Source organism: Brevundimonas sp. TWP3-1-2b1, from assembly GCF_049896165.1.
In the GTDB taxonomy this organism is placed as follows: Bacteria; Pseudomonadota; Alphaproteobacteria; order Caulobacterales; family Caulobacteraceae; genus Brevundimonas; species Brevundimonas subvibrioides_B.
In genome coordinates, this window is sequence record NZ_JAFCTT010000001.1 from 137,412 (window position 1) to 155,770 (window position 18,359).

An 18,359-nucleotide genomic window follows, 5' to 3' on the forward strand; every position below is an offset into this window, starting at 1 on the left:
TGCGGGACGACCGGAGAGTAGTGACGTGGCCATGTTCGAGTTCGGCAAGGATCTGAGACGTCTCTTCGTTCAGGCGCGCGAAAGCGACGACCTGGGCTGGCTGGAGCTGATCGGCATCGACCTGCTGGCGCGCGAGGCGAAGGCGTTGACCACCGACGGTGGCCGCGTCTCCTGTTCGCGGCCGTCGCAGACCTGGCATCGCGCCTCGATCCTGTGGCGAGAGCATGCCCGTCGCAGCGGCTCCCCCGACAGCATCGCCCGAGCTCTATCGACCGCCGAGGACGCGCTGAAGGCCGCCCGCACCGAGGACGAACGCGCCCGCGCCCTGTTGTCCGGCGCCCAGGCCCAGATCACGAAATTCGACCTGTTCGGAGACCGCAACGCCATCGTCCAGGCGGCGGAGTGGGCCCGCGAAGCGACCTCGAAACGCCTGCCGACCCTGGCCTCCTGCGCCGGGGTCCATGCCCGGATCCGCGCGCGTCAGGCCCGTTTGAGCGAAAAGACCGTCGACCGTCAGGACGCCGCCGCCCTGATGGACGCGGCCCTGCACGCCCTCACCAAGCACAATCCGCTCGAGGCCGACGACCTGCGCCTCGACAGCGCGGCGCTGGCGCTGGAAGGCGGCATCATCCAGCGCGACGCCCGCCTGCTGGACCAGGCGGGACGCGACCTGACCGCCCTGGTGGAAACCTCCTCGCCGGACACCCGCCCCCTGACCCGCGCCCGGGCGCTCGCCTTGTGCGCCGCCGGCCTGTCCGCCCTCGCCGCCATGGCTGACGACGAAGCCGCAATGCAGACCGGGCATGAGATGTTCGACGCCGCCGCCGACCAGTTCTTCGTCGATCACAGCCCCCTGGACTGGGTCGCCATCCAGATCGCGCGTTCCATCGACCCGGTCGCCCCCATCGAACCGATCCGCCAGTCCGTCGCCCTGACGACCGGCCACGGCACGATCCTCGGCGCCCTCGCCCTCGACCTGCTGGTCGCGCGCGAGATCGAGACGGCCGCGACCGCCGGCGACCTCACCGAACTCACGAAGATCGAGACGCGCGTCCGTCGCCGCCTCGCCGACCGCACCGGCGCCCCCTCGGTCATCGACTGGGCCGTCGACCAGATCGCCATGGCCCGACTGATGATCGCCCGCAGCGAGCTGATGGGCTCCGACCCGGATCAGGCCGCCTTCGTCCTCGCAGAGGCGGCCGAGGCCGCCCGCGACCACGGGGTTCCGGTCATCGCCGACCGCGCCAGCGGCCTGATGATGAGCTTGCCCGTCCGGGCCTAGCTGACCGCCGCGATCAGCACGATCGCCGCCGCCGTCGCCGCTACAGTCAGCGGCATGGCCCAGGTGATGTAGAGGAAGACTTCGTGCTGGACATGGCGTCCGGCCAGGCTGCGCGCGACATTGAAGCGGAACAGGGCGATGTTGATCGCCAGAGCCAGCGCCAGGGTGATGTAGTTCAGCCCGAACAGCAGGGCGACCGTGTTCTGACCGTTGGCCAGGCTGGCGCGGTCGGTGTTCACCGTGAAGTTCAGGGCGATGACCGCGAACAGGCCGCCGATGACGATATTGGTCAGCTCGAACGCCTCGGTCTGGAATTCGCCGTCCTTGACCGAGTTCAGCCAGGTCGCCAGCAGCGGGATCAGCAGCGAAGCCAGCAGCGGGATGAACAGCCCCGCCACCGTCGATCCGGCAACCCGCCCGACGTCCAGCGAGGCGCGCAGCCGGGCATAGGTTTCGCCATACCAGCCGGCGATCGGATCCCGCGTCAGGCTGACCCGTCCAATATCCCAGCCGTCCAGCGCCAGACCGGCGCGTGCGCGGCTGAACTCCAGATCCTCCTGGCGATAATCCAGGGCGACGCGGTCCACCGGCTCGCCGCGCGACACCAGTTCGATGCTCAACGCCTGATGGTCGAAGGGGAAACGCGTTACGTCCAGCGGCACCTTGAACGTCGCGGTCACCCGCCGCAGCAGTTCGACACGACCGTCCGGGAAGATGCGTAACGAGCGGCTGTCGGCGTCCGCATCGCCGACCAGATTGGCGATATTGACGTCAGGCGTCCACATCGTCGCCAGTTGCTCGACGGCCGGCTCGCCGCGCCATTCGCGATAGCCGACGGCCGCCTCTGACGCCGCATAGCGCAGCCGCAGATCGGTCCAGCGCAGGCGCAGATCGACTGTGGCGACATAGGTCTGTTCGTTCTCGTCGATGGATTCAACATCGACGAACGAAAGCCCGGTACGCACGACGAGCGGCAGGCCGGTGCCCAGCGGGATCGTCGTCCCCTGAGGCGCGGGAGCGGACAGCGGCGGCTCAGGCAGCTGGGCGGCGTTCTGGGTCTGGCCCAGACCGGGCAAAAGCAGGCCGACGACCAGCAACCCGCCGAGAACCAGCAGGATCGCGATCAGACGCCGGACGCTCACGACCCCCGGCCTCGCTTGGTTGCGACCAGCGCCGCGATCCGCCTCTGCTCGGCTGCGAGCTCAGCCATCTCGACGGCCAGGTGATCGTCGTCCTCGTCTTCCTCGACGGTCTCGTCCGTGCCGATGGCGGCGAACCGCGCCGAGATGGCCCGCAGCGGACGCAGCAGGAATCCGCGCACCACGACCAGGACCACGCCGACCAGCACGATCATGGCGAACAGGGCGAACAGCATCTGCAGCACCAGCGACCGCCCCGCCGCCCCGCGCGTCGGAGCGAACGACTGGGTCACCGCCACGGCGCCGAGCAGTTCGCCCGACGCGCCGCGCAGCGGCACGATGATGACGCCGTAAGGCTTGCCGGCCGCCTTCCGAACATAGTCCGACGGCTCGTCGTGGACGCGCAGGTCGTCCGACGTGACAAGGGTCCGCATCAGGTCCCAGTCGGTCGAATAATATTTGATCGTGGAGCCGACGCGGTTCTGTTCCGCCAGCACGGTCGGATCCATCGCCGTCGCCGTCTGGCGCAGCGGCGCCTCGTCGAGGAACAGAGTCAGGTCCAGGCCATAGGCCGCCTTCAGTCGGTCCAGCACCGGACCGAAATCCATGCCGACCTCGACCGAGCCCACATGAGTCCCGTCGGGCGCCGCGATCGGGGCGACGCCGAAGATGGCGGGACCGGAACGTGCGGTCTCCATGCCCTTCTTGGCCGTCTGCTCGCGGTTCACTGCCACCACGATCGGCCGGAAGCTGGACAGGTCGTCGCCGAACCGCTCGGGCGCCTGAAGGCGAAGGAAGGAGGTCGCGGGCGCCCTGTGGAACTGCACCTGGGTAACGCTGTACTTGTCTTTCTGGGTGGCAAACATGCCCGATGTCGCGGCCAGCAGGGCCGGCCGGTCCTGACGCGCCAGCGCCGCACGCACCTCGGGCTCTGCGGCGATGATCTCGGCCCGGGCCAGGGCGTTGCCGGCCGCGCCGTCCAGGTTGAAGGTGATGATGGCGCTCATCAGCTGGACCTGGCTGCGCTCGACCGCCGTGGTCATGCCCCCGAACAGCAGGTTGGAGGCCACGGTCAGGATCCCGACCACCAGCACAACAGCAGTGATCAGGGCGACGGGCGCGTCACGGCGAAATTTCATGATCCCCCCGGATCGGCAACTTGAGTGAACTGTCTAGCTTTGCCGTGGCGGCTCTACAAGGACGGCGCGGCTGTCGATCCCTGACGAAAACCTACCCGCCCATCGCCACGAACGGCCCGTTCAGAAACCCCGGTTTGCCGTAGGCCAGCGGCTGGCCGTCCGGGCCCAGCACCCGCCCTCCGGCGGCCTCCAGCACCGCCTGCCCCGCGGCCGTGTCCCACTCCGAGGTCGGTCCGGTGCGCGGATAGGCGTCGAACCGCCCCTCGGCGATCAGGCAGAATTTAAGCGACGAATCCGTCCCCTGCCACTGGGTGCAGCCGTAGCGGGAGGCCAGGCGCCCCGCCTCCTCGTCGGTGACGCTGTGGCTCAAGAGGGCGAAGCCCTGATCCGGCCGGTTGCGCACCCGGATCGTCCGCCACGCGTCGCCATAGCGCCGCATCTGGGCCCCACCGCCGGGCGCGGTCCGCCAGGTCAGCGACGTCGCGGGCGCCGAGACAACGCCGACAGTGGGACGGTTTCCCTCGATCAGGGCGATGTTGACGGTGAAGCTCTCCTTGCCCTGGACGAACCCCTTGGTGCCGTCCAGCGGATCGATCAGCCAGAAGCGATCAGCGGCGCTCTCGGGCTTGCCTTGGGCCTCCGACTGCTCCTCGGCCACGGCCTGGACCTCGGGATAGAAGGCGGCGAGGCGCGACAGGATCAGGGCCTCGGCCTTCTGGTCCGCCAGAGTGACCGGGCTGTCGTCCGCCTTGGAGAACACCTCTCCGCCCGCCCGCCAGTAGGGCAGGATGACGGCGGCGGCCTCCTCCGCGATGTCGGCGAGGGTGTCGTGCAGGGCGCCGGAGGCGAGGTCGGAGGACAGTCTGTCGGTCATTTGCCGGGGGATAGACCATCGCGGGCGGTTTCGCGACGGCGCAAATCACGCGAGGGTGGCGGCCGATCTTGAAGCCCCTCGAGAGCCCGAGCCCCGCATGACCGACGCCGCCGTCTCCGCCCAGTCTGGTTCGCAGTTGGCCGAACTGCCCGTCGATGGCCAGGAACTGGCCAGCCTCATCGCCGCCAAGCTCTGCCACGACTTCATCTCGCCCTCGGGCGCGATCATGTCGGGGCTGGACCTGCTGGACGATCCGACGGCCCAGGACATGCGCGACGACGCCATGAGCCTGATCGCCGACAGCGCCAGAAAGATGGTCGCCCTGGTCCAGTTCTGCCGCGTCGCCTTCGGGGCCGCGACTACGGCCGAACGGTTCACGGGCGCCGAACTGACGGCCCTGGTCGATAACGTGGTCGCGGGCGGTCGGGCGACCCTGGCCTGGAGCCTCGGCGACGGCGACTTCGGCAAGCCCCAGGCCCGCGCCCTGGTCAATCTGGCTTATCTGACTGTCGGCGCCTTGCCGATGGGCGGCGCGGCGACGGTCGCTGTGCGGCGCGAGGGCGCCCAACTGGTGATCGAGGGCGTCGCCGAGGGCGCGCGGGCCCGGCTGAAGGCCGAGGCGGCGACGGGTCTGGCCGGCCTGCGGCTGACCGAAGGCCTCGCGGGCCAGTGGATTCAGCCTTACTGGCTGTGGCTCACAGCCGATCAGGCGGGCGGAACGCTCACGGTCGAAACTGTGGAAGGCCGCGTGTCGATGACCGTACGGATGCCGTCTTAATCCCGAATCCCAACGCCTCGTTAACCGCCCGGAAGCGATATTGACGGTTGAAGCGGCGCTTGATTCGAGCCGTTTGGAGAAGACCGCGTTGGACGTCCGTACCTGCCTCATCGTCGACGACAGCCGGATCATCCGCAAGGTCGCGCGCCGCATCGTGGAAGGCCTCGGGTTCGAGGTCGACGAAGCCGCCGACGGGATCGAGGCCTTGTCCTACTGCACCGGCATGATGCCCGACGTCGTCCTGCTGGACTGGAACATGCCCGTCATGGACGGGCTGGCCTTCCTGCGTCGGCTGCGCACCACCCCCGGCGGGGACAGGCCCAAGGTCCTGTTCTGCACCATTGAGACGGCGCCCGAACGCATCGCCGAGGCCCTGTCGGCCGGGGCGGACGACTATGTGATGAAGCCATTCGACTCGGAAATCCTGCACTCCAAATTCAGTGAAGTCGGAGCGGTCTGAAGCCCAGCCATGACCCGCGCTGTAGCCGTCACATGATCCAGGACGATTTCGACCGCCTGCAGGCCCTGATGGCCTCTCGCGCCGGCTTCCGGCTGGGGCGTGATCGGATCCACCTTGCCGAGCACCGCCTGGCCCCGGTCGCACGGCGCGAGGGCTTCGACAGCGTCGACGACATGCTGGCCAGCCTGTGGGCCAAGCCGGTGGCCAGCCTCGGCTGGGCGGTCATCGAGGCCCTGCTGAACCCCGAGACCTGGTTCCGCCGTGACCGGACGGTGTTCGACACCTTCGCGCGCGAGCTGCTGCCCGCCATCGCCCGCGCCCGGCCCGAGGGTCTGGTGCGCGTCTGGTCCGCCGGCTGCTCGCACGGCCAGGAGCCCTACTCCCTCGCCATGGCCGGCCTCGAGGTCGGGGCCAATGTCGAGATCGTCGCCACCGACCTGTCACAGCGCGCGATCGAGCGCGGCCGGGCGGGATCCTACACCGCCTTCGAGATCCAGCGCGGCCTGCAGGCCCAGACGATGCTGAACTGGTTCGATCCGGCGGACGACGCCTGGGTCGCCAAGCCGGCCCTGCGCGACGCCGTCCGCTTCGCCCGCCACAACCTGCTCGACGCCCCGGCCGACGCCGCCCGGTTCGACGTCATCCTGTGCCGAAACATCCTCTCGGAGATGGATCCGGCCAGGCGCGGCCAGGTCGTGGACGGTCTGGAGCGGCGGCTGGTGGACGACGGCGTCCTGATTCTGGGAGCCGACGAGCGAATCGACGCCGACACCGTCGCCTTCCGCCCCGTGACCGGCCGCAAGGGCCTGTTCGTCAAGGCGCCCTCAGCCCTCAGCCGCGCCGCCTGATCCCGGTCGACACGGCCACGCCCGGCCCCCTATGGTCGCCGCAACGTCGGAGGGGATGACGATGCGTTGGGCTCTGTTTCTCGGATCGCTGGCAGTCGCTCTGCTGATCGGCGTGTGGGCCCTTCAGGTTCCCGGCGCGCGCGGGACCGACACGCCCGCCGCCGACTTCTCCGCCGTCCGCGCCATGGCCGATGTTCGGGTCATCGGCGCCCGACCCCACCCCGTCGGCTCGGCCGACCACGCGCGGGTGCAATCCTGGCTGTTCGGTCGCATGGCGGCGCTGGGGCTCAACCCGGCCCTGCAGGCCGGGGTGCTGTCGCCCGAAGCCATCGAGCGTCTGCACCGTTGGGGCGGCGATCCGGCCGCAACAGGCAATATGGCTGTCAATATCGTCGGCGTCCTGCCCGGCCGCGATCCTTCGGCCCCGGCCGTGCTGCTGATGGCCCACTACGACAGCGCCTGGAACTCCCCCGGCGCCGCCGATGACGGCGCCGGCGTCGCGGCGATCCTCGAAGCCGTGCGCGCCATCAAGGCGCGTGGCCCTGCCGATCGCAGCCTGGTCGTTGTGTTCACCGATTCCGAAGAGCTGAATCTGGACGGCGCCCGCATCTTCTTCTCCGAACACCCCCTGCGCGACCGCATCGGCGCCGTGGTGAATCTGGAGGCCCGGGGCGGCGGCGGCCGCGCCTTAATGTTCGAGACCGGACGCGGTAACGCGGAAACCATCGAGCTGTTCAGCCGGGCTGCCCGGCGGGCCGACGGCGGCGCTTCGTCCAGCTCCCTGTCGATCTTCGTCTATGAAAACATGCCGAACGGGACCGATTTCACCATCCCGAAGAACCGGGGCATTGGCGGGGTCAATTTCGCCTTCATCGGCCGCCCGTCCCAGTACCACTCCCCCACCGCCACCCCGGACAACCTCGACCAGGGCGCGGTCCAGCATATCGGCTCCCAGGCGCTGGAGGCGACCGACGCCCTGCTCCGCGCCGACGCCTTGCCGGTCACGGGGCGCAATGTCGTCTACGGCGACTATCTGGGCCTGTTCACCATCGTTCATTCGCTCGATCTCGGCTGGATCCTGCTGGCGCTGACTGCGGTGCTCGGCGCCTTTGCCGCCTGGGGGGCGCGCCATGCGACCGGGTTGACCGCCCCCGACGTCGGACGCGGGATGCTGTCGGGCCTGTGGGTCGTGGCCGTGGGGATCGTCGTCGCCCACGGCGTGCGGGTGCTGGCCGGGCCGATGTCGTCACGCGCCGAGTCCGCCGACGTCTACTACACCCTGCTCCGCCGCCTGCCGTGGATGGAGGCCGGAACGGGCCTTGCCATGGCCGCCGTCGCCCTCGCCCTGCTGGCGGGTCGTCAAGCCTTCGGGCCGAAACTGCTGGCCGGCGTCATCATCGTGGCGGTCGCGGCCGTCCAGATCCTCGGGGGTTTCGATCCCGTGGTGCTCGGCGCCGGTGTCGTGCCTCTGGTCCTGACGGTCTGGTCGCAGAGTGCGCCCAGGACGGTCTGGGGCGGTTGGCTCGGCCTGATCGCCCTGATCTTCGTCTTCGGCTTCATGGCCCAGGCTGCGGCGCCGGAAGCCGCCCTGGTCTTCATCTGGCCGGGCCTGCTCGCGGCCATCGCGGCAGCGGCCTGCGCCCTCACCGGCGCGCGGCTGGAGAGCCCCCGCTCCCTGATCCCGGCAGTCGTCGCCACGGTCGTCGGCGGGGCCTGGATCCTGAACCTGTCGCACCAGGTCTTCCTCGGCGTCGGCATGGACCTGCCCGGCGTCCTCGCGCTCATGACTGTGCTGGTGCTGCTGTTCCTCGTCCCGCTCGCCCCGCGCTCGAAGGGCAGGCTGGCGGCGGCCGCGGCGGCCTGTCTGATCCTCGCCTGCGGCCTGTCGCTGACGGCCCGATTCGCCGAGCCCGCGCCCCCGCCTGCCGCCGACGGCCCCACTTAGGCTTCCGGTAACCCTGCCACTTAAGCGGACGGCAAAGCCGGTCCTGTACGAGGGGCGCATGAACCTGATCCACGCCCTCCAGGACAACACCGATCCCAACTCGCTGGTCTCGCGGTTCCGCCGCGCCCGCGCACGAAGGATCATTGCGATGATCACCAGGATCCACGCCGGGAAGGGCGCGGTGAACATCATCGATCTGGGCGGCGAGGCCAACTACTGGACCCTGTTCGATCGTCAGTTCCTGGACGCCTCGAGGGTCCGGATCACCCTTGTGAATCCGGGCGGCATCGACGAGGTCGCGGACCCCCGCCTGTTCACCGTCATCGACGGCGACGCCTGCGCCCTGCCGCAATACGAAGACCACGCGTTCGACATGGTCCACTCCAACTCGGTGATCGAACACGTCGGCGACTGGACGCGGATGGAGGCCTTCGCCTCCGAATGCCGCCGCCTGGCCCCGCGCTACTACGTCCAGACGCCCTATTTCTGGTTCCCGGTGGAGCCGCATTTCTCGGCCCCCTTCTTCCACTGGCGTTCGGAACAGAGCCGCGCCCGCTCCCTGCTCAGACGCCGCCACGGCTTCTCGCAGAAGGCCCCGGACATGGGCGCGGCCATGCGCGACGTCCAGCACGCACGCCTGCTGGACAAGGCCCAGTTCCGCTTTCTCTATCCCGACGCGGCCCACCACGACGAAGTCGTGGCCGGCCTGACCAAGTCCCTGATCGCGGTGCGCGACCCCACCTCGCACTGACGGAGTCTGACGCTCCGTTCCCGGACGTTGGCGTAGCGCGCCTGCGGCGCTAGACAGCCTGCGTTCAGGGGGAACACCATGTCCATGTCGATCGGGACGCACGCGCGTCGGTTCACGCTTATCGCCTTCGCGGCCCTGGCCATTTCCGCCTGCGAGGATGGGACCGCCTCGGCCGAGGCCTCTGCCGCCCGCCCTGCCCAGGATCGCGGCGACTTCGTCGTGCGCCCGGCCGTGCTGGAAAGCGATGACTACACCGATCTGGCCGCCCAACTGAGCGAGGAGCGCTGGCTGGAGGACGTCGCCGACGTTCTGAACGAGAGCCTGATCCTGCCCGTCGATATCGGCCTGCGCTTCGCCGAGTGCGGCGAGAACAACGCCTACTACATCCCCGAGGATCGCGAGATCCAGATCTGCATCGAGATGTTCGAGGGCGAGCGCGAGAACTTCGCCGCCTACTACGAAACCGAGGAAGAGATCGAGGACGCGGTCAACGGCTCCTTCCTGTTCACCGTCTTCCACGAAGTCGGCCACGCCCTGGTCGACGTTCTCGAAATTCCCTTCACCGGCCGCGAGGAAGACACGGCTGACAGCCTGGCCGCCTGGTGGCTGATCGACGGCGATGACGGCGAGGAATCGGCCATCGCCGGTGCCCTCAGCTTCTACACCGACCCCGAAGAGGCGGCCGAGGTCGACGAGAGCGACTTCGCCGACGAGCACTCCCTCAGCCAGCAGCGCTACTATACCCTGACCTGCCTGGTTTACGGCTCCGACACCGACAAATACGCCAACCTCCTCGAAGAAGAGTGGCTGACCGAGGCGCGCGCCGAACAGTGCCCGGCCGAGTTCGAGCGCCTGACCTCGACCTGGTACACCCTGCTGGATGCCCATCTCAAGGAGTAGGCGTCAGAAACGGACGTAGCCTCACGGCTGCGTCCGCCGTTCCGAAAAGAACATATTGGCAACCGGAACAAAACGTGTACTGTCCAGTCTCACAGGGAGCGGGTCACGGTCATCGGACCGAAGGCGGGCCTCTCCCCAGGGTCTCAACGGGAATCATGGCAAGGGAGAGTGGCAAGGTGGCAGCTCAGGCGAATCTGAAATTGGTGGGCAAGGACGACGGCGACAAGCAGCGCGCGCTGGAGGCGGCGATCGCCCAGATCGACCGCGCCTTCGGCAAGGGCTCGGTCATGAAGCTGGGCAAGGGCGGGGTCGCCGACGTGATCCCCTCGGTGTCCACCGGCTCGCTCGGCCTCGACATGGCGCTCGGCATCGGCGGCCTGCCACGCGGTCGGGTCATCGAGGTCTTCGGTCCTGAATCCTCCGGCAAGACGACCCTGGCCCTGCACACCGTGGCCGAGATCCAGAAGGCCGGCGGCACCGCCGCCTTCGTCGACGCCGAACATGCGCTGGACCCCGGCTATGCCCAGAAGCTCGGCGTCAACCTGGACGACCTGCTGGTGTCGCAGCCCGACACGGGCGAACAGGCGCTGGAGATCGTCGACACCCTGGTGCGTTCGGGCGCCGTGGACATCGTGGTCATCGACTCGGTCGCCGCCCTGACGCCGCGCGCCGAGATCGAGGGCGAGATGGGCGACAGCCTGCCGGGCCTTCAGGCCCGTCTGATGTCCCAGGCCCTGCGCAAGCTGACCGCCTCGATCTCCAAGTCGAACTGCATCGTCCTGTTCATCAACCAGATCCGTCACAAGATCGGCGTCATGTACGGCTCGCCGGAAACGACCACGGGCGGCAATGCGCTGAAGTTCTATGCCTCGGTCCGTCTCGATATCCGCCGCACCGGCGCGATCAAGGATCGCGACGAGGTCGTCGGCAACACCACCCGCGTGAAGGTGGTCAAGAACAAGGTCGCCCCGCCGTTCCGCGAGGTCATCTTCGACATCATGTACGGCGAGGGCATCTCCAAGCTCGGCGAGATCATCGACCTGGGCGTCAAGGCCGGGATCATCGAGAAGTCTGGCAGCTGGTTCTCCTACGACTCGACCCGCATCGGTCAGGGCCGCGAGAACGTCCGCGCCTTCCTGAAAGCCAACCCCGACATGGCCGACGCCATTGAGGACAAGGTCCGCAAGTCGACCTCCAGGATCGCCGACGAGCTCCTGGGCACGCCCGAGCCGGACGAAGGTCAGGATCTCGACGGCTAGATCCTCCCCCATCGGGGGAGGGGGACCGCGTCTTCGCGGTGGAGGAGGCAACCCCAGACACCGAGTCCGCGGCCGACCCCCTCCGTCACGTCGCTCAAGAAGCGACGCGCCACCTCCCCCGACGGGGGAGGACCAACGAGACACTCCGCCCGGCCGGTCCCTGCGACCCGCCGCCGACCCCCGCGGGGCTCGGGCTGGACGGAGCCGCCCGCCCGGTTCGTCCGGGCGGGCTCTTTTCTGTTCCGGTCAGCTGACCGCCTGCCTCTGCAGACCGGCGCTCAGCCCCGTCCCCCCAGTACGCGCTGCAAGCCCGGCCGCACCCTCAGAAACACCAGATAGAGCCGCTCAAGAACGGCCAGCACGTGCCGGTTTCTCGCCAGGCGGCCAAGAGGGGCCAACAAGGGGATCGCCCGCCACATCGCCGCGAAGGCCTCGGCGCCGGACACCAGACGCCCGTCCTCCCGTGCGTGAAACCGGCTGAGCAAGACGGCGCGATCGATAGGACAGTGTCCCTCACCCGTCGCCACATCGGTGAAAGCGATCGCACCCTGTCGATCGAGACGCCGCAGCAGGGCGATCTCCCGCCGGCAAAGCGGGCAATCGCCATCGAACCAGACTTCAAGCGTGGACATTTCCCAGCATAGCACCCCACCTCGTCATTGCCCCGCGTCACGCCGACGCCCTAGAACGCCAGCCTTCCGCCTGCCGGCGGTTCATTCGCCGAGGAGAGTCCCCATGGCCGAAGAGATCCCGACCCTGACCCAGTTCAACCTGGCCGAAAGCGACGATGGCTACCTGCTGGAGATCGCCGGCAGCGACGGCGCCATACTTCGCGTCGCCGCCAGCGCCGAACAGATCGACGCCATCATCGAGGCCTTGGACGCCCTTCTCTCGGACGAAGACGACGCGGTGGACGAGACCGTCACGCCCGACTGACCCGCCTTGACCGGAAACTCTTGGCTCGCGGCCCCGCCAGTCTCTATATGCGCGTTCCCCGATATCCGACGCGCAAACGACTGAACCGACCATGGCCAGCCTGAAACAGATCCGCTCGACCTTCCTCGACTATTTCGCGGCCGACGGGCACACGAAGGTCCACTCGGCCCCGTTGGTGCCGCAGAACGACCCGACGCTGATGTTCGTCAACGCGGGCATGGTGCCGTTCAAGGATTACTTCACCGGCGCCGCCGTGCCGCCCTACCCGCGCGCCACCTCCTCGCAGAAGTGCGTCCGCGCCGGCGGCAAGCACAACGACCTGGACAATGTCGGCTACACCGCCCGCCACCTGACCTTCTTCGAGATGCTGGGGAATTTCTCCTTCGGCGACTATTTCAAGGAACACGCGATCGAGCGCGCGTGGAACCTGGTCACCAGGGACTACGGCCTCGACCCGAACCGTCTGCTGGTCACCGTCTACATCGACGACGACGAGGCCGCCGCGATCTGGAAGAAGATCACGGGCTTCGGCGACGACAAGATCATCCGCATCGCCGGCTCGGACAATTTCTGGGCCATGGGCGACAACGGCCCCTGCGGCCCCTGCACCGAGATCTTCTGGGACTACGGCGACCATATCGCCGGCGGCCCTCCCGGTTCGCCGGATGAGGACGGCGACCGCTATGTGGAGATCTGGAACAACGTCTTCATGCAGTTCGAGAAGGAGAACGACGAGATCGTTCGCAGCCTTCCCAAACCCTCGGTCGACACCGGCATGGGCCTGGAGCGGATGACCTCGGTGCTCCAGGGCAAGAACTCGGTCTTCGACACCGACCTGTTCCAGATCCTGATCGCCGCCTCCGAAGACGCCACCTCGACGAAGGCTGAAGGGGCACAGGCCGCCAGCCACCGCGTGATCGCCGACCACCTGCGCTCATCGTCCTTCCTGATCGCCGACGGCGTGACCCCCTCGAACGAGGGGCGCGGCTATGTCCTGCGTCGCATCATGCGTCGCGCCATGCGTCACGCCCACCTGCTCGGCGCCGCCGATCCCCTGATGCACCGCCTCGTCCCGACCCTCGTGGACCAGATGGGCGAGGCCTTCCCCGAACTCGCCCGCGCCCAGGCCTCTATCGAAGACACGATGAAGCAGGAGGAAATTCGCTTCCGCACCACCCTGGGCCGCGGCATGGGCCTGCTGGACGAGGCGACCTCGGGCCTGTCCGAAGGCGGCGTCATCTCCGGCCAGACCGCCTTCAGCCTCTATGACACCTACGGCTTCCCCCTCGACCTCACCCAGGACGAGGCTCGGCGTCGCGGCCTGACCGTCGACAACGACGCCTTCGAAGCCGCGATGGCCCAGCAGCGCGAACGCGGCAAGGCCAACTGGAAGGGCTCCGGCCAGACGGCCTCGGCCGGCGAATGGCTCTCCCTGCGCGACCGCCTCGGACCCACCGTCTTCACCGGCTATGACGCCATCGAGGGCTCGGGCGAGGTCCTGGCGCTCGTCCGCGGCGGTGAATCCATCGACGCCCTTGAGCCCGGCCAGACGGCCGAGGTCCTGTTCGACCAGACCCCCTTCTATGGCGAAGGCGGCGGCCAGACCGGCGATCGCGGCGAGGTCGAATGGACCGACGCCAGCGGCCAGCAGGGCTTCGGCGTGGTGCTCGACGTGCAGAAGCACGCCGGCGGCGACCTCTATGCCCACAAGATCGAGATCGAGTCCGGGACCCTGACCATCGGCGCCCGCGCCCAGCTCCGCGCCCATGCCGAACAGCGTCTGACCACCCGCGCCAACCACTCCGCCGCCCATCTTGTGCATGCGGCGCTGAAGAATGTGCTCGGTCCGCACGTGGCCCAGAAGGGTCAGCTGGTGGATGCCGAACGCATGCGTTTCGACTTCAGCCACAACGCCCCGGTGACCGAGGACCAGCTGGCCGCCATCGAGACCGAGGTGAACGCGGTCATCCGCCAGAACGTCCCGGTCACGACCCAGCTGATGACGCCCCAGGACGCCATCGAGGCCGGCGCCGTCGCCCTGTTCGGCGAGAAATACGGCGAAGAGGTCCGCGTGGTCACCCTTGGCCGCGCCCTGACTGACAACAATGGTCCCTACTCCGTTGAACTGTGCGGCGGCACCCATGTCGCCCGCACCGGCGACATCGCCCTGTTCAAGATCACCGGGGAAACCGGCATCGCCGCCGGCATCCGCCGCGTCGAGGGCGTGACCGGCGAGGCCGCCCGCCAATACCTGCTGGCCCAAGCCGGCGTCGCCAGGACGCTCGCCCAGTCGTTCAAGGTACAGCCCCTGGACGTCCCCGCCCGCGTCGAGGCTCTGTCGGCCGAACGCAAGGCGCTGGAGAAACAGGTCGCCGAGCTGAAGAAACAGCTGGCCCTGGGCGGCGGCGGCGCATCGGCCAATGCCGCGCCTGAGGAAATCAACGGCATCAAGCTGATCGCCCGCATCCTCGACGGCGTCGACGGCAAGGGCCTGCGCGGCGTGGCCGAGGAGTTCCGCACCCAGGTCGGCTCCGGCGTCGTCGCCCTGATCGGCGTCACCGACGGCAAGGCGGCGGTCACCGTCGCCGCAACCTCTGACGTCACCGACCGCGTCAACTCGGCCGACCTCGCCCGCGCCGCCGTCATCGCCATGGGCGGCCAGGGCGCCGGCGGCAAGGCCGACTTCGCCCAGGGCGGCGCGCCGGACGGGTCGAAAGCCGAGGAAGGCCTCGCGGCCATTCGCGCGGCGCTGGCGGGGTGAGACGATAACGTCTCCTCCCTGTTCGCCACTTGGCGAAGGGGGAGGTGGCGGCGAGCCCTTCGCGAGCCGACGGAGGGGTTCTGGACGGCGGTAAAAACCCCTCCGTCTCCTCCGCTTCGCTACGGATCCACCTCCCCATCGTTTCGTGACAGGGAGGAGACCTTGGGCATTGACGCCCGGCCCCTCTTCATCCCCCATGCCGCCGTCAGTTCGGGGGTCTCCATGAATCGCTTCGTCGTCGCCGCAGTCGCGGGTCTGCTTCTTTCCACCTCGGCGATGACCGCCTCCGCCCAGACCCCCGCACCCCCGGCCGTCATGGCCGGGAACCCCGCCCTCGCCTCGATCATCGCCGACTACGACGCCTGGCAGCTCAGCCTGAACCCGATCCAGGCCGGCCGCGAGGGCGACCAGGCCGCCAAGTCCCGCCTGTCCGACCAGTCACGCGCCGCCGAGCTGGCCCGCCTCGAACCGCTGAACGCCTTCAAGCGCCGCCTCGCCGCCGTCGACGTCTCGACCCTGTCCTCGAACGACGCCCTGAACCGCGACTTCCTCGCCATCATCGTCGACCGGTCGATCGAGTCCATCGGTCTCGACGGCGGCCGTCTCGCCTTTAACTCCGAGGGCGGGCCCGGCCAGAGCGCGGGCTTTCTCGCTGCCGGGACGCGCATCACCAACCGCGCCGACGCCGACGCCTGGCTGAGTCGCCTCGAAGGCCTGTCCGCCTGGTACGACGAAGGCCTCGCCGACGCCCGCCGGGGTCTGGCGACCGGCTTCGTCCAGCCGAAGTCCGTGGTCGAAAGCGCCCTCGCCATCTTCCGCAACGAGGCGGCCTTCACGCCTGCGACCGACCCCCTGCTGCGGACCTTCGCCAGCCTGCCCCCGTCCATTCCTGCGGCCGACCAGGACGCTCTGCGCACCCGCGCCGCCGCCATCGTCGCCGCCGAGATCGTCCCCCGTCGCCAGGCCTGGGTCGATTTCACCGCCAACGAATACCTGCCGGCCGCCCCCGCCGAGGTCGGCATCGGCTCACGGCCCGGCGGCCGCGACTTCTACGCCTTCGAGGCGCGCCGCTACACCACGACCGACCTGACCCCCGACCAGATCCACCAGATCGGCCTGGACGAGGTCGCGCGCATCCGCGCCCGCATGGACGCGGAGATGATCGCCTCCGGCTGGACCGGCGACTTCGCCGGCTTCCTCAACCACCTGCGCACCGATCCGCAGTTCTACGCCACCTCCCGCGAGGACATGCTGGAGAAGGCCTCGGAGATGGCCAAGCGGGCCGACGGCGGCCTTCCCGCCCTGTTCCGCACCCTGCCGCGCCTGACCTACAACGTCCGGCCCGTGCCCCTGGACATCGAGGACAACTACACGACCGGCCGCTACAACGGCGGCTCGCTCGAGGAGGGGGTGCCCGGCGGCTATATCGTCAACACCGGCAAGCTGGACCAGCGGCCGCTCTACGAACTGCCGGCCCTGACCCTGCACGAGGCGGTCCCCGGCCACCATCTCCAGATCGCCCTGCAGCAGGAGGCGGCGGCGGGTCCGGCCTTCCGCCGCAACGCCGGCGTCACCGCCTTCACCGAGGGCTGGGGCCTGTATTCGGAGTTCCTCGGCGAGGAGATGGGCTTCTACCGCACGCCTGAGGAGCGGTTCGGCCGCCTCAGCTACGAGATGTGGCGCGCCTGCCGTCTGGTCGCCGACACCGGCATGCACTGGATGGGCTGGACCATCGAACAGGCCCGCGCCTGTTTCACCGACAACTCCGCCCTGTCACCGCACAACATCGAGACCGAGTTGCAGCGCTACATCGGCTGGCCGGGTCAGGCCCTGGCCTACAAGATCGGTGAAATCCGCCTGCGCGCCGTCCGCACGCGGGCGGAACAGGCCTTGGGCGAACGGTTCAACTTGCGCGACTTCCACGACGCCCTGCTGGTCGACGGCCCCCTGCCGCTCGACCTGCTCGACCGCCGCATGGACGCCTGGATCGCGACGCAGCAGTAATCCTCCCCATCGGGGGAGGGGGACCGCGAAGCGGTGGAGGGGGCTAGCCGCAGACGCGGAGTATGGGGCGAGCCCCCTCCGTCACTCCGCTGCGCTCCGTGCCACCTCCCCCGACGGGGGAGGATTGGGCAGGTCGATCCCCGCCAACTTCCAGCCGAACAGTCCCTGGCGCTTGAACAGCAGCTTCAGCTTCTGGTCCGGCCGGTCCGGATCGGTCAGGCCCAGCACGAAGGTGTTCAGGTCGCGATAGGCGTAGCTCTGGCGAATGTCCCGGTCCTCGCTCTCTGGCTCGGGCGTCGTCGCCGTTGCGGCGTCGATCGGATCGGGCGTCTCGGCGGTGCGCACCATGGCGGCGATGGTCGGGGCGTTGACCAGGGCGTCCACCGCCCCGCCGACCAGCATCGGCGCCAGCATCATGCCGAGCCCGCCCAGGCCGCTGTTGCGCACGTCCGGATCGGCCTGGGCCTCGGCCATCAGGCGCGCGGTCAGTTCATCCTTCAGGCTGTCGCGGAAGGCCGGGAAATCGACCATCCGCTCCAGCGCCGCCTCATCGCCTGCCTTGGCCGCCGCGACGATGGCGTTCACCGTCAGGATCGGCGAGGCCAGATAGGCGACGAGGAAGGCGAGGACCGCCAGCACGACAACCCCCTTGATGAAGCCTTTCATCGTGTCGTCTCCGGGGCGGGCGTGACAGGCGCGGCAACTGCCGCGACGGGTTGCGGCGTCGAGCCGTCCGGCAGGCCGATGTGGACCAGCTTCCACTCGAACGGCCCCTTGCGCTCGAAGGTGAAGACCGTGTCCGACCCGCCCTCGTCCGTGACCGCCATCCGGGCGCGGTTGATCCCCCAGTAGATCGGCCTCGGCCAGGGCGCCGAGGCGTCATCCGTGCCCGGCCGGGCCGCGCGCACGGCGGCGTAGCGGCCTTCGGCGCGCGTCAGGCCGTCGATGGCGTCGGGCGTCAGATAGGCATCCGGGTTCGGCCCCTGGGGCGCGGCGGCCTCCTCGAACTGGCGGCGGACGGCGCCGATGGGGTCGTTCATGAAGGACGGCGGCGGCGTCAGGGCCTCCGGCCGCCCCGACAGCTGGGGCCGCAGCGAGGCCCGCACCGCGTCGAAATCGACCAGTCTCTGCAGCCCCGCAACATCGTCCGACTGAGCCGCCGAGCGGATGCCGAAGAACGCCACGGCCGGGGCCGAGAAGAAGCTGACCACCGCCAGAGCGATAGCGACCAGCACCAGTTTGCCGAATACGTTTCTCACGCGGTGGTCTCCCCTCCTCCGACG

17 protein-coding genes are annotated in these 18,359 nt (G+C 68.9%); 11 read left to right on the forward strand and 6 right to left on the reverse strand.

What is annotated here, in order from left to right; translation table 11 throughout:
• Positions 1 to 31: 31 nt before the first annotated feature.
• Positions 32 to 1,282 (forward strand): hypothetical protein, encoded by a 1,251-nt coding sequence (locus tag ACP7AB_RS00725; RefSeq protein ID WP_425988276.1) that lies wholly within the window; start codon positions 32 to 34, stop codon positions 1,280 to 1,282.
• Here the strand turns inward: ACP7AB_RS00725 and ACP7AB_RS00730 are convergent.
• The 3 genes from ACP7AB_RS00730 to cysQ form a co-directional block, all read right to left on the reverse strand.
• Positions 1,279 to 2,424, reverse strand: coding sequence for a hypothetical protein (locus ACP7AB_RS00730; protein WP_425987924.1), 1,146 nt, complete (start codon positions 2,422 to 2,424; stop codon positions 1,279 to 1,281). The genes ACP7AB_RS00725 and ACP7AB_RS00730 overlap by 4 nt on opposite strands.
• Positions 2,421 to 3,560, reverse strand: coding sequence for a cache domain-containing protein (locus tag ACP7AB_RS00735; protein WP_425987926.1), 1,140 nt, complete (start codon positions 3,558 to 3,560; stop codon positions 2,421 to 2,423). Before ACP7AB_RS00735 ends, ACP7AB_RS00730 begins: the two co-directional genes overlap by 4 nt.
• Before the next feature lie 91 nt (positions 3,561 to 3,651).
• The gene (cysQ, locus tag ACP7AB_RS00740; protein WP_425987928.1) at positions 3,652 to 4,434 is read right to left on the reverse strand and encodes a 3'(2'),5'-bisphosphate nucleotidase CysQ; all 783 of its coding nucleotides are present in this window, start codon (positions 4,432 to 4,434) and stop codon (positions 3,652 to 3,654) included.
• Positions 4,435 to 4,531: 97 nt separating this feature from the next.
• Between cysQ and chpT the strand changes: the two genes are divergently transcribed.
• From chpT to recA, 7 genes are all read left to right on the forward strand, one after another.
• Positions 4,532 to 5,212, forward strand: coding sequence for a histidine phosphotransferase ChpT (gene chpT, locus ACP7AB_RS00745; protein ID WP_425987931.1), 681 nt, complete (start codon positions 4,532 to 4,534; stop codon positions 5,210 to 5,212).
• 88 nt (positions 5,213 to 5,300) lie between these two features.
• Positions 5,301 to 5,672, forward strand: coding sequence for a response regulator (locus tag ACP7AB_RS00750; protein WP_425987934.1), 372 nt, complete (start codon positions 5,301 to 5,303; stop codon positions 5,670 to 5,672).
• Between the two features lie 32 nt (positions 5,673 to 5,704).
• Positions 5,705 to 6,520 (forward strand): CheR family methyltransferase, encoded by an 816-nt coding sequence (locus ACP7AB_RS00755; RefSeq protein ID WP_425987937.1) that lies wholly within the window; start codon positions 5,705 to 5,707, stop codon positions 6,518 to 6,520.
• A 61-nt stretch (positions 6,521 to 6,581) separates the two neighbouring features.
• Entirely contained in the window at positions 6,582 to 8,465 is a 1,884-nt protein-coding gene (locus tag ACP7AB_RS00760) for a M20/M25/M40 family metallo-hydrolase (protein ID WP_425987939.1), read from the forward strand.
• Between the two features lie 58 nt (positions 8,466 to 8,523).
• Complete coding sequence (locus ACP7AB_RS00765; RefSeq protein ID WP_425987942.1) at positions 8,524 to 9,216, forward strand: methyltransferase domain-containing protein; 693 nt, start codon at positions 8,524 to 8,526, stop codon at positions 9,214 to 9,216.
• 78 nt (positions 9,217 to 9,294) lie between these two features.
• A complete protein-coding gene (locus tag ACP7AB_RS00770) occupies positions 9,295 to 10,116 on the forward strand; it encodes a DUF4344 domain-containing metallopeptidase (RefSeq protein ID WP_425987944.1) in 822 nt (273 codons plus the stop codon).
• Between the two features lie 176 nt (positions 10,117 to 10,292).
• Positions 10,293 to 11,375 carry a recombinase RecA gene (gene recA, locus ACP7AB_RS00775; RefSeq protein ID WP_303695191.1) on the forward strand — a complete coding sequence of 361 codons (1,083 nt, stop codon included), beginning with the start codon at positions 10,293 to 10,295 and terminating at the stop codon, positions 11,373 to 11,375.
• Positions 11,376 to 11,653: 278 nt separating this feature from the next.
• On the opposite strand, the gene ACP7AB_RS00780 is transcribed toward recA, so the two are convergent.
• Positions 11,654 to 12,007 (reverse strand): thiol-disulfide oxidoreductase DCC family protein, encoded by a 354-nt coding sequence (locus ACP7AB_RS00780; RefSeq protein WP_425987946.1) that lies wholly within the window; start codon positions 12,005 to 12,007, stop codon positions 11,654 to 11,656.
• A 103-nt stretch (positions 12,008 to 12,110) separates the two neighbouring features.
• Between ACP7AB_RS00780 and ACP7AB_RS00785 the strand changes: the two genes are divergently transcribed.
• The 3 genes from ACP7AB_RS00785 (at position 12,111) to ACP7AB_RS00795 (ending at position 17,076) form a co-directional block, all read left to right on the forward strand.
• Positions 12,111 to 12,311, forward strand: coding sequence for a hypothetical protein (locus tag ACP7AB_RS00785; RefSeq protein WP_425987948.1), 201 nt, complete (start codon positions 12,111 to 12,113; stop codon positions 12,309 to 12,311).
• Between the two features lie 91 nt (positions 12,312 to 12,402).
• Complete coding sequence (gene alaS / locus ACP7AB_RS00790; protein ID WP_425987950.1) at positions 12,403 to 15,072, forward strand: alanine--tRNA ligase; 2,670 nt, start codon at positions 12,403 to 12,405, stop codon at positions 15,070 to 15,072.
• Between the two features lie 222 nt (positions 15,073 to 15,294).
• Positions 15,295 to 17,076: a DUF885 domain-containing protein gene (locus tag ACP7AB_RS00795; RefSeq protein WP_425987952.1), complete on the forward strand. Its 1,782-nt coding sequence runs from the start codon at positions 15,295 to 15,297 to the stop codon at positions 17,074 to 17,076.
• An 81-nt stretch (positions 17,077 to 17,157) separates the two neighbouring features.
• On the opposite strand, the gene ACP7AB_RS00800 is transcribed toward ACP7AB_RS00795, so the two are convergent.
• Entirely contained in the window at positions 17,158 to 17,742 is a 585-nt protein-coding gene (locus ACP7AB_RS00800) for a DUF2939 domain-containing protein (RefSeq protein ID WP_425987954.1), read from the reverse strand.
• Complete coding sequence (locus ACP7AB_RS00805; RefSeq protein ID WP_425987956.1) at positions 17,739 to 18,335, reverse strand: DUF2939 domain-containing protein; 597 nt, start codon at positions 18,333 to 18,335, stop codon at positions 17,739 to 17,741. The genes ACP7AB_RS00800 and ACP7AB_RS00805 overlap by 4 nt, the downstream gene beginning before the upstream one ends.
• Positions 18,336 to 18,359 lie beyond the last annotated feature (24 nt).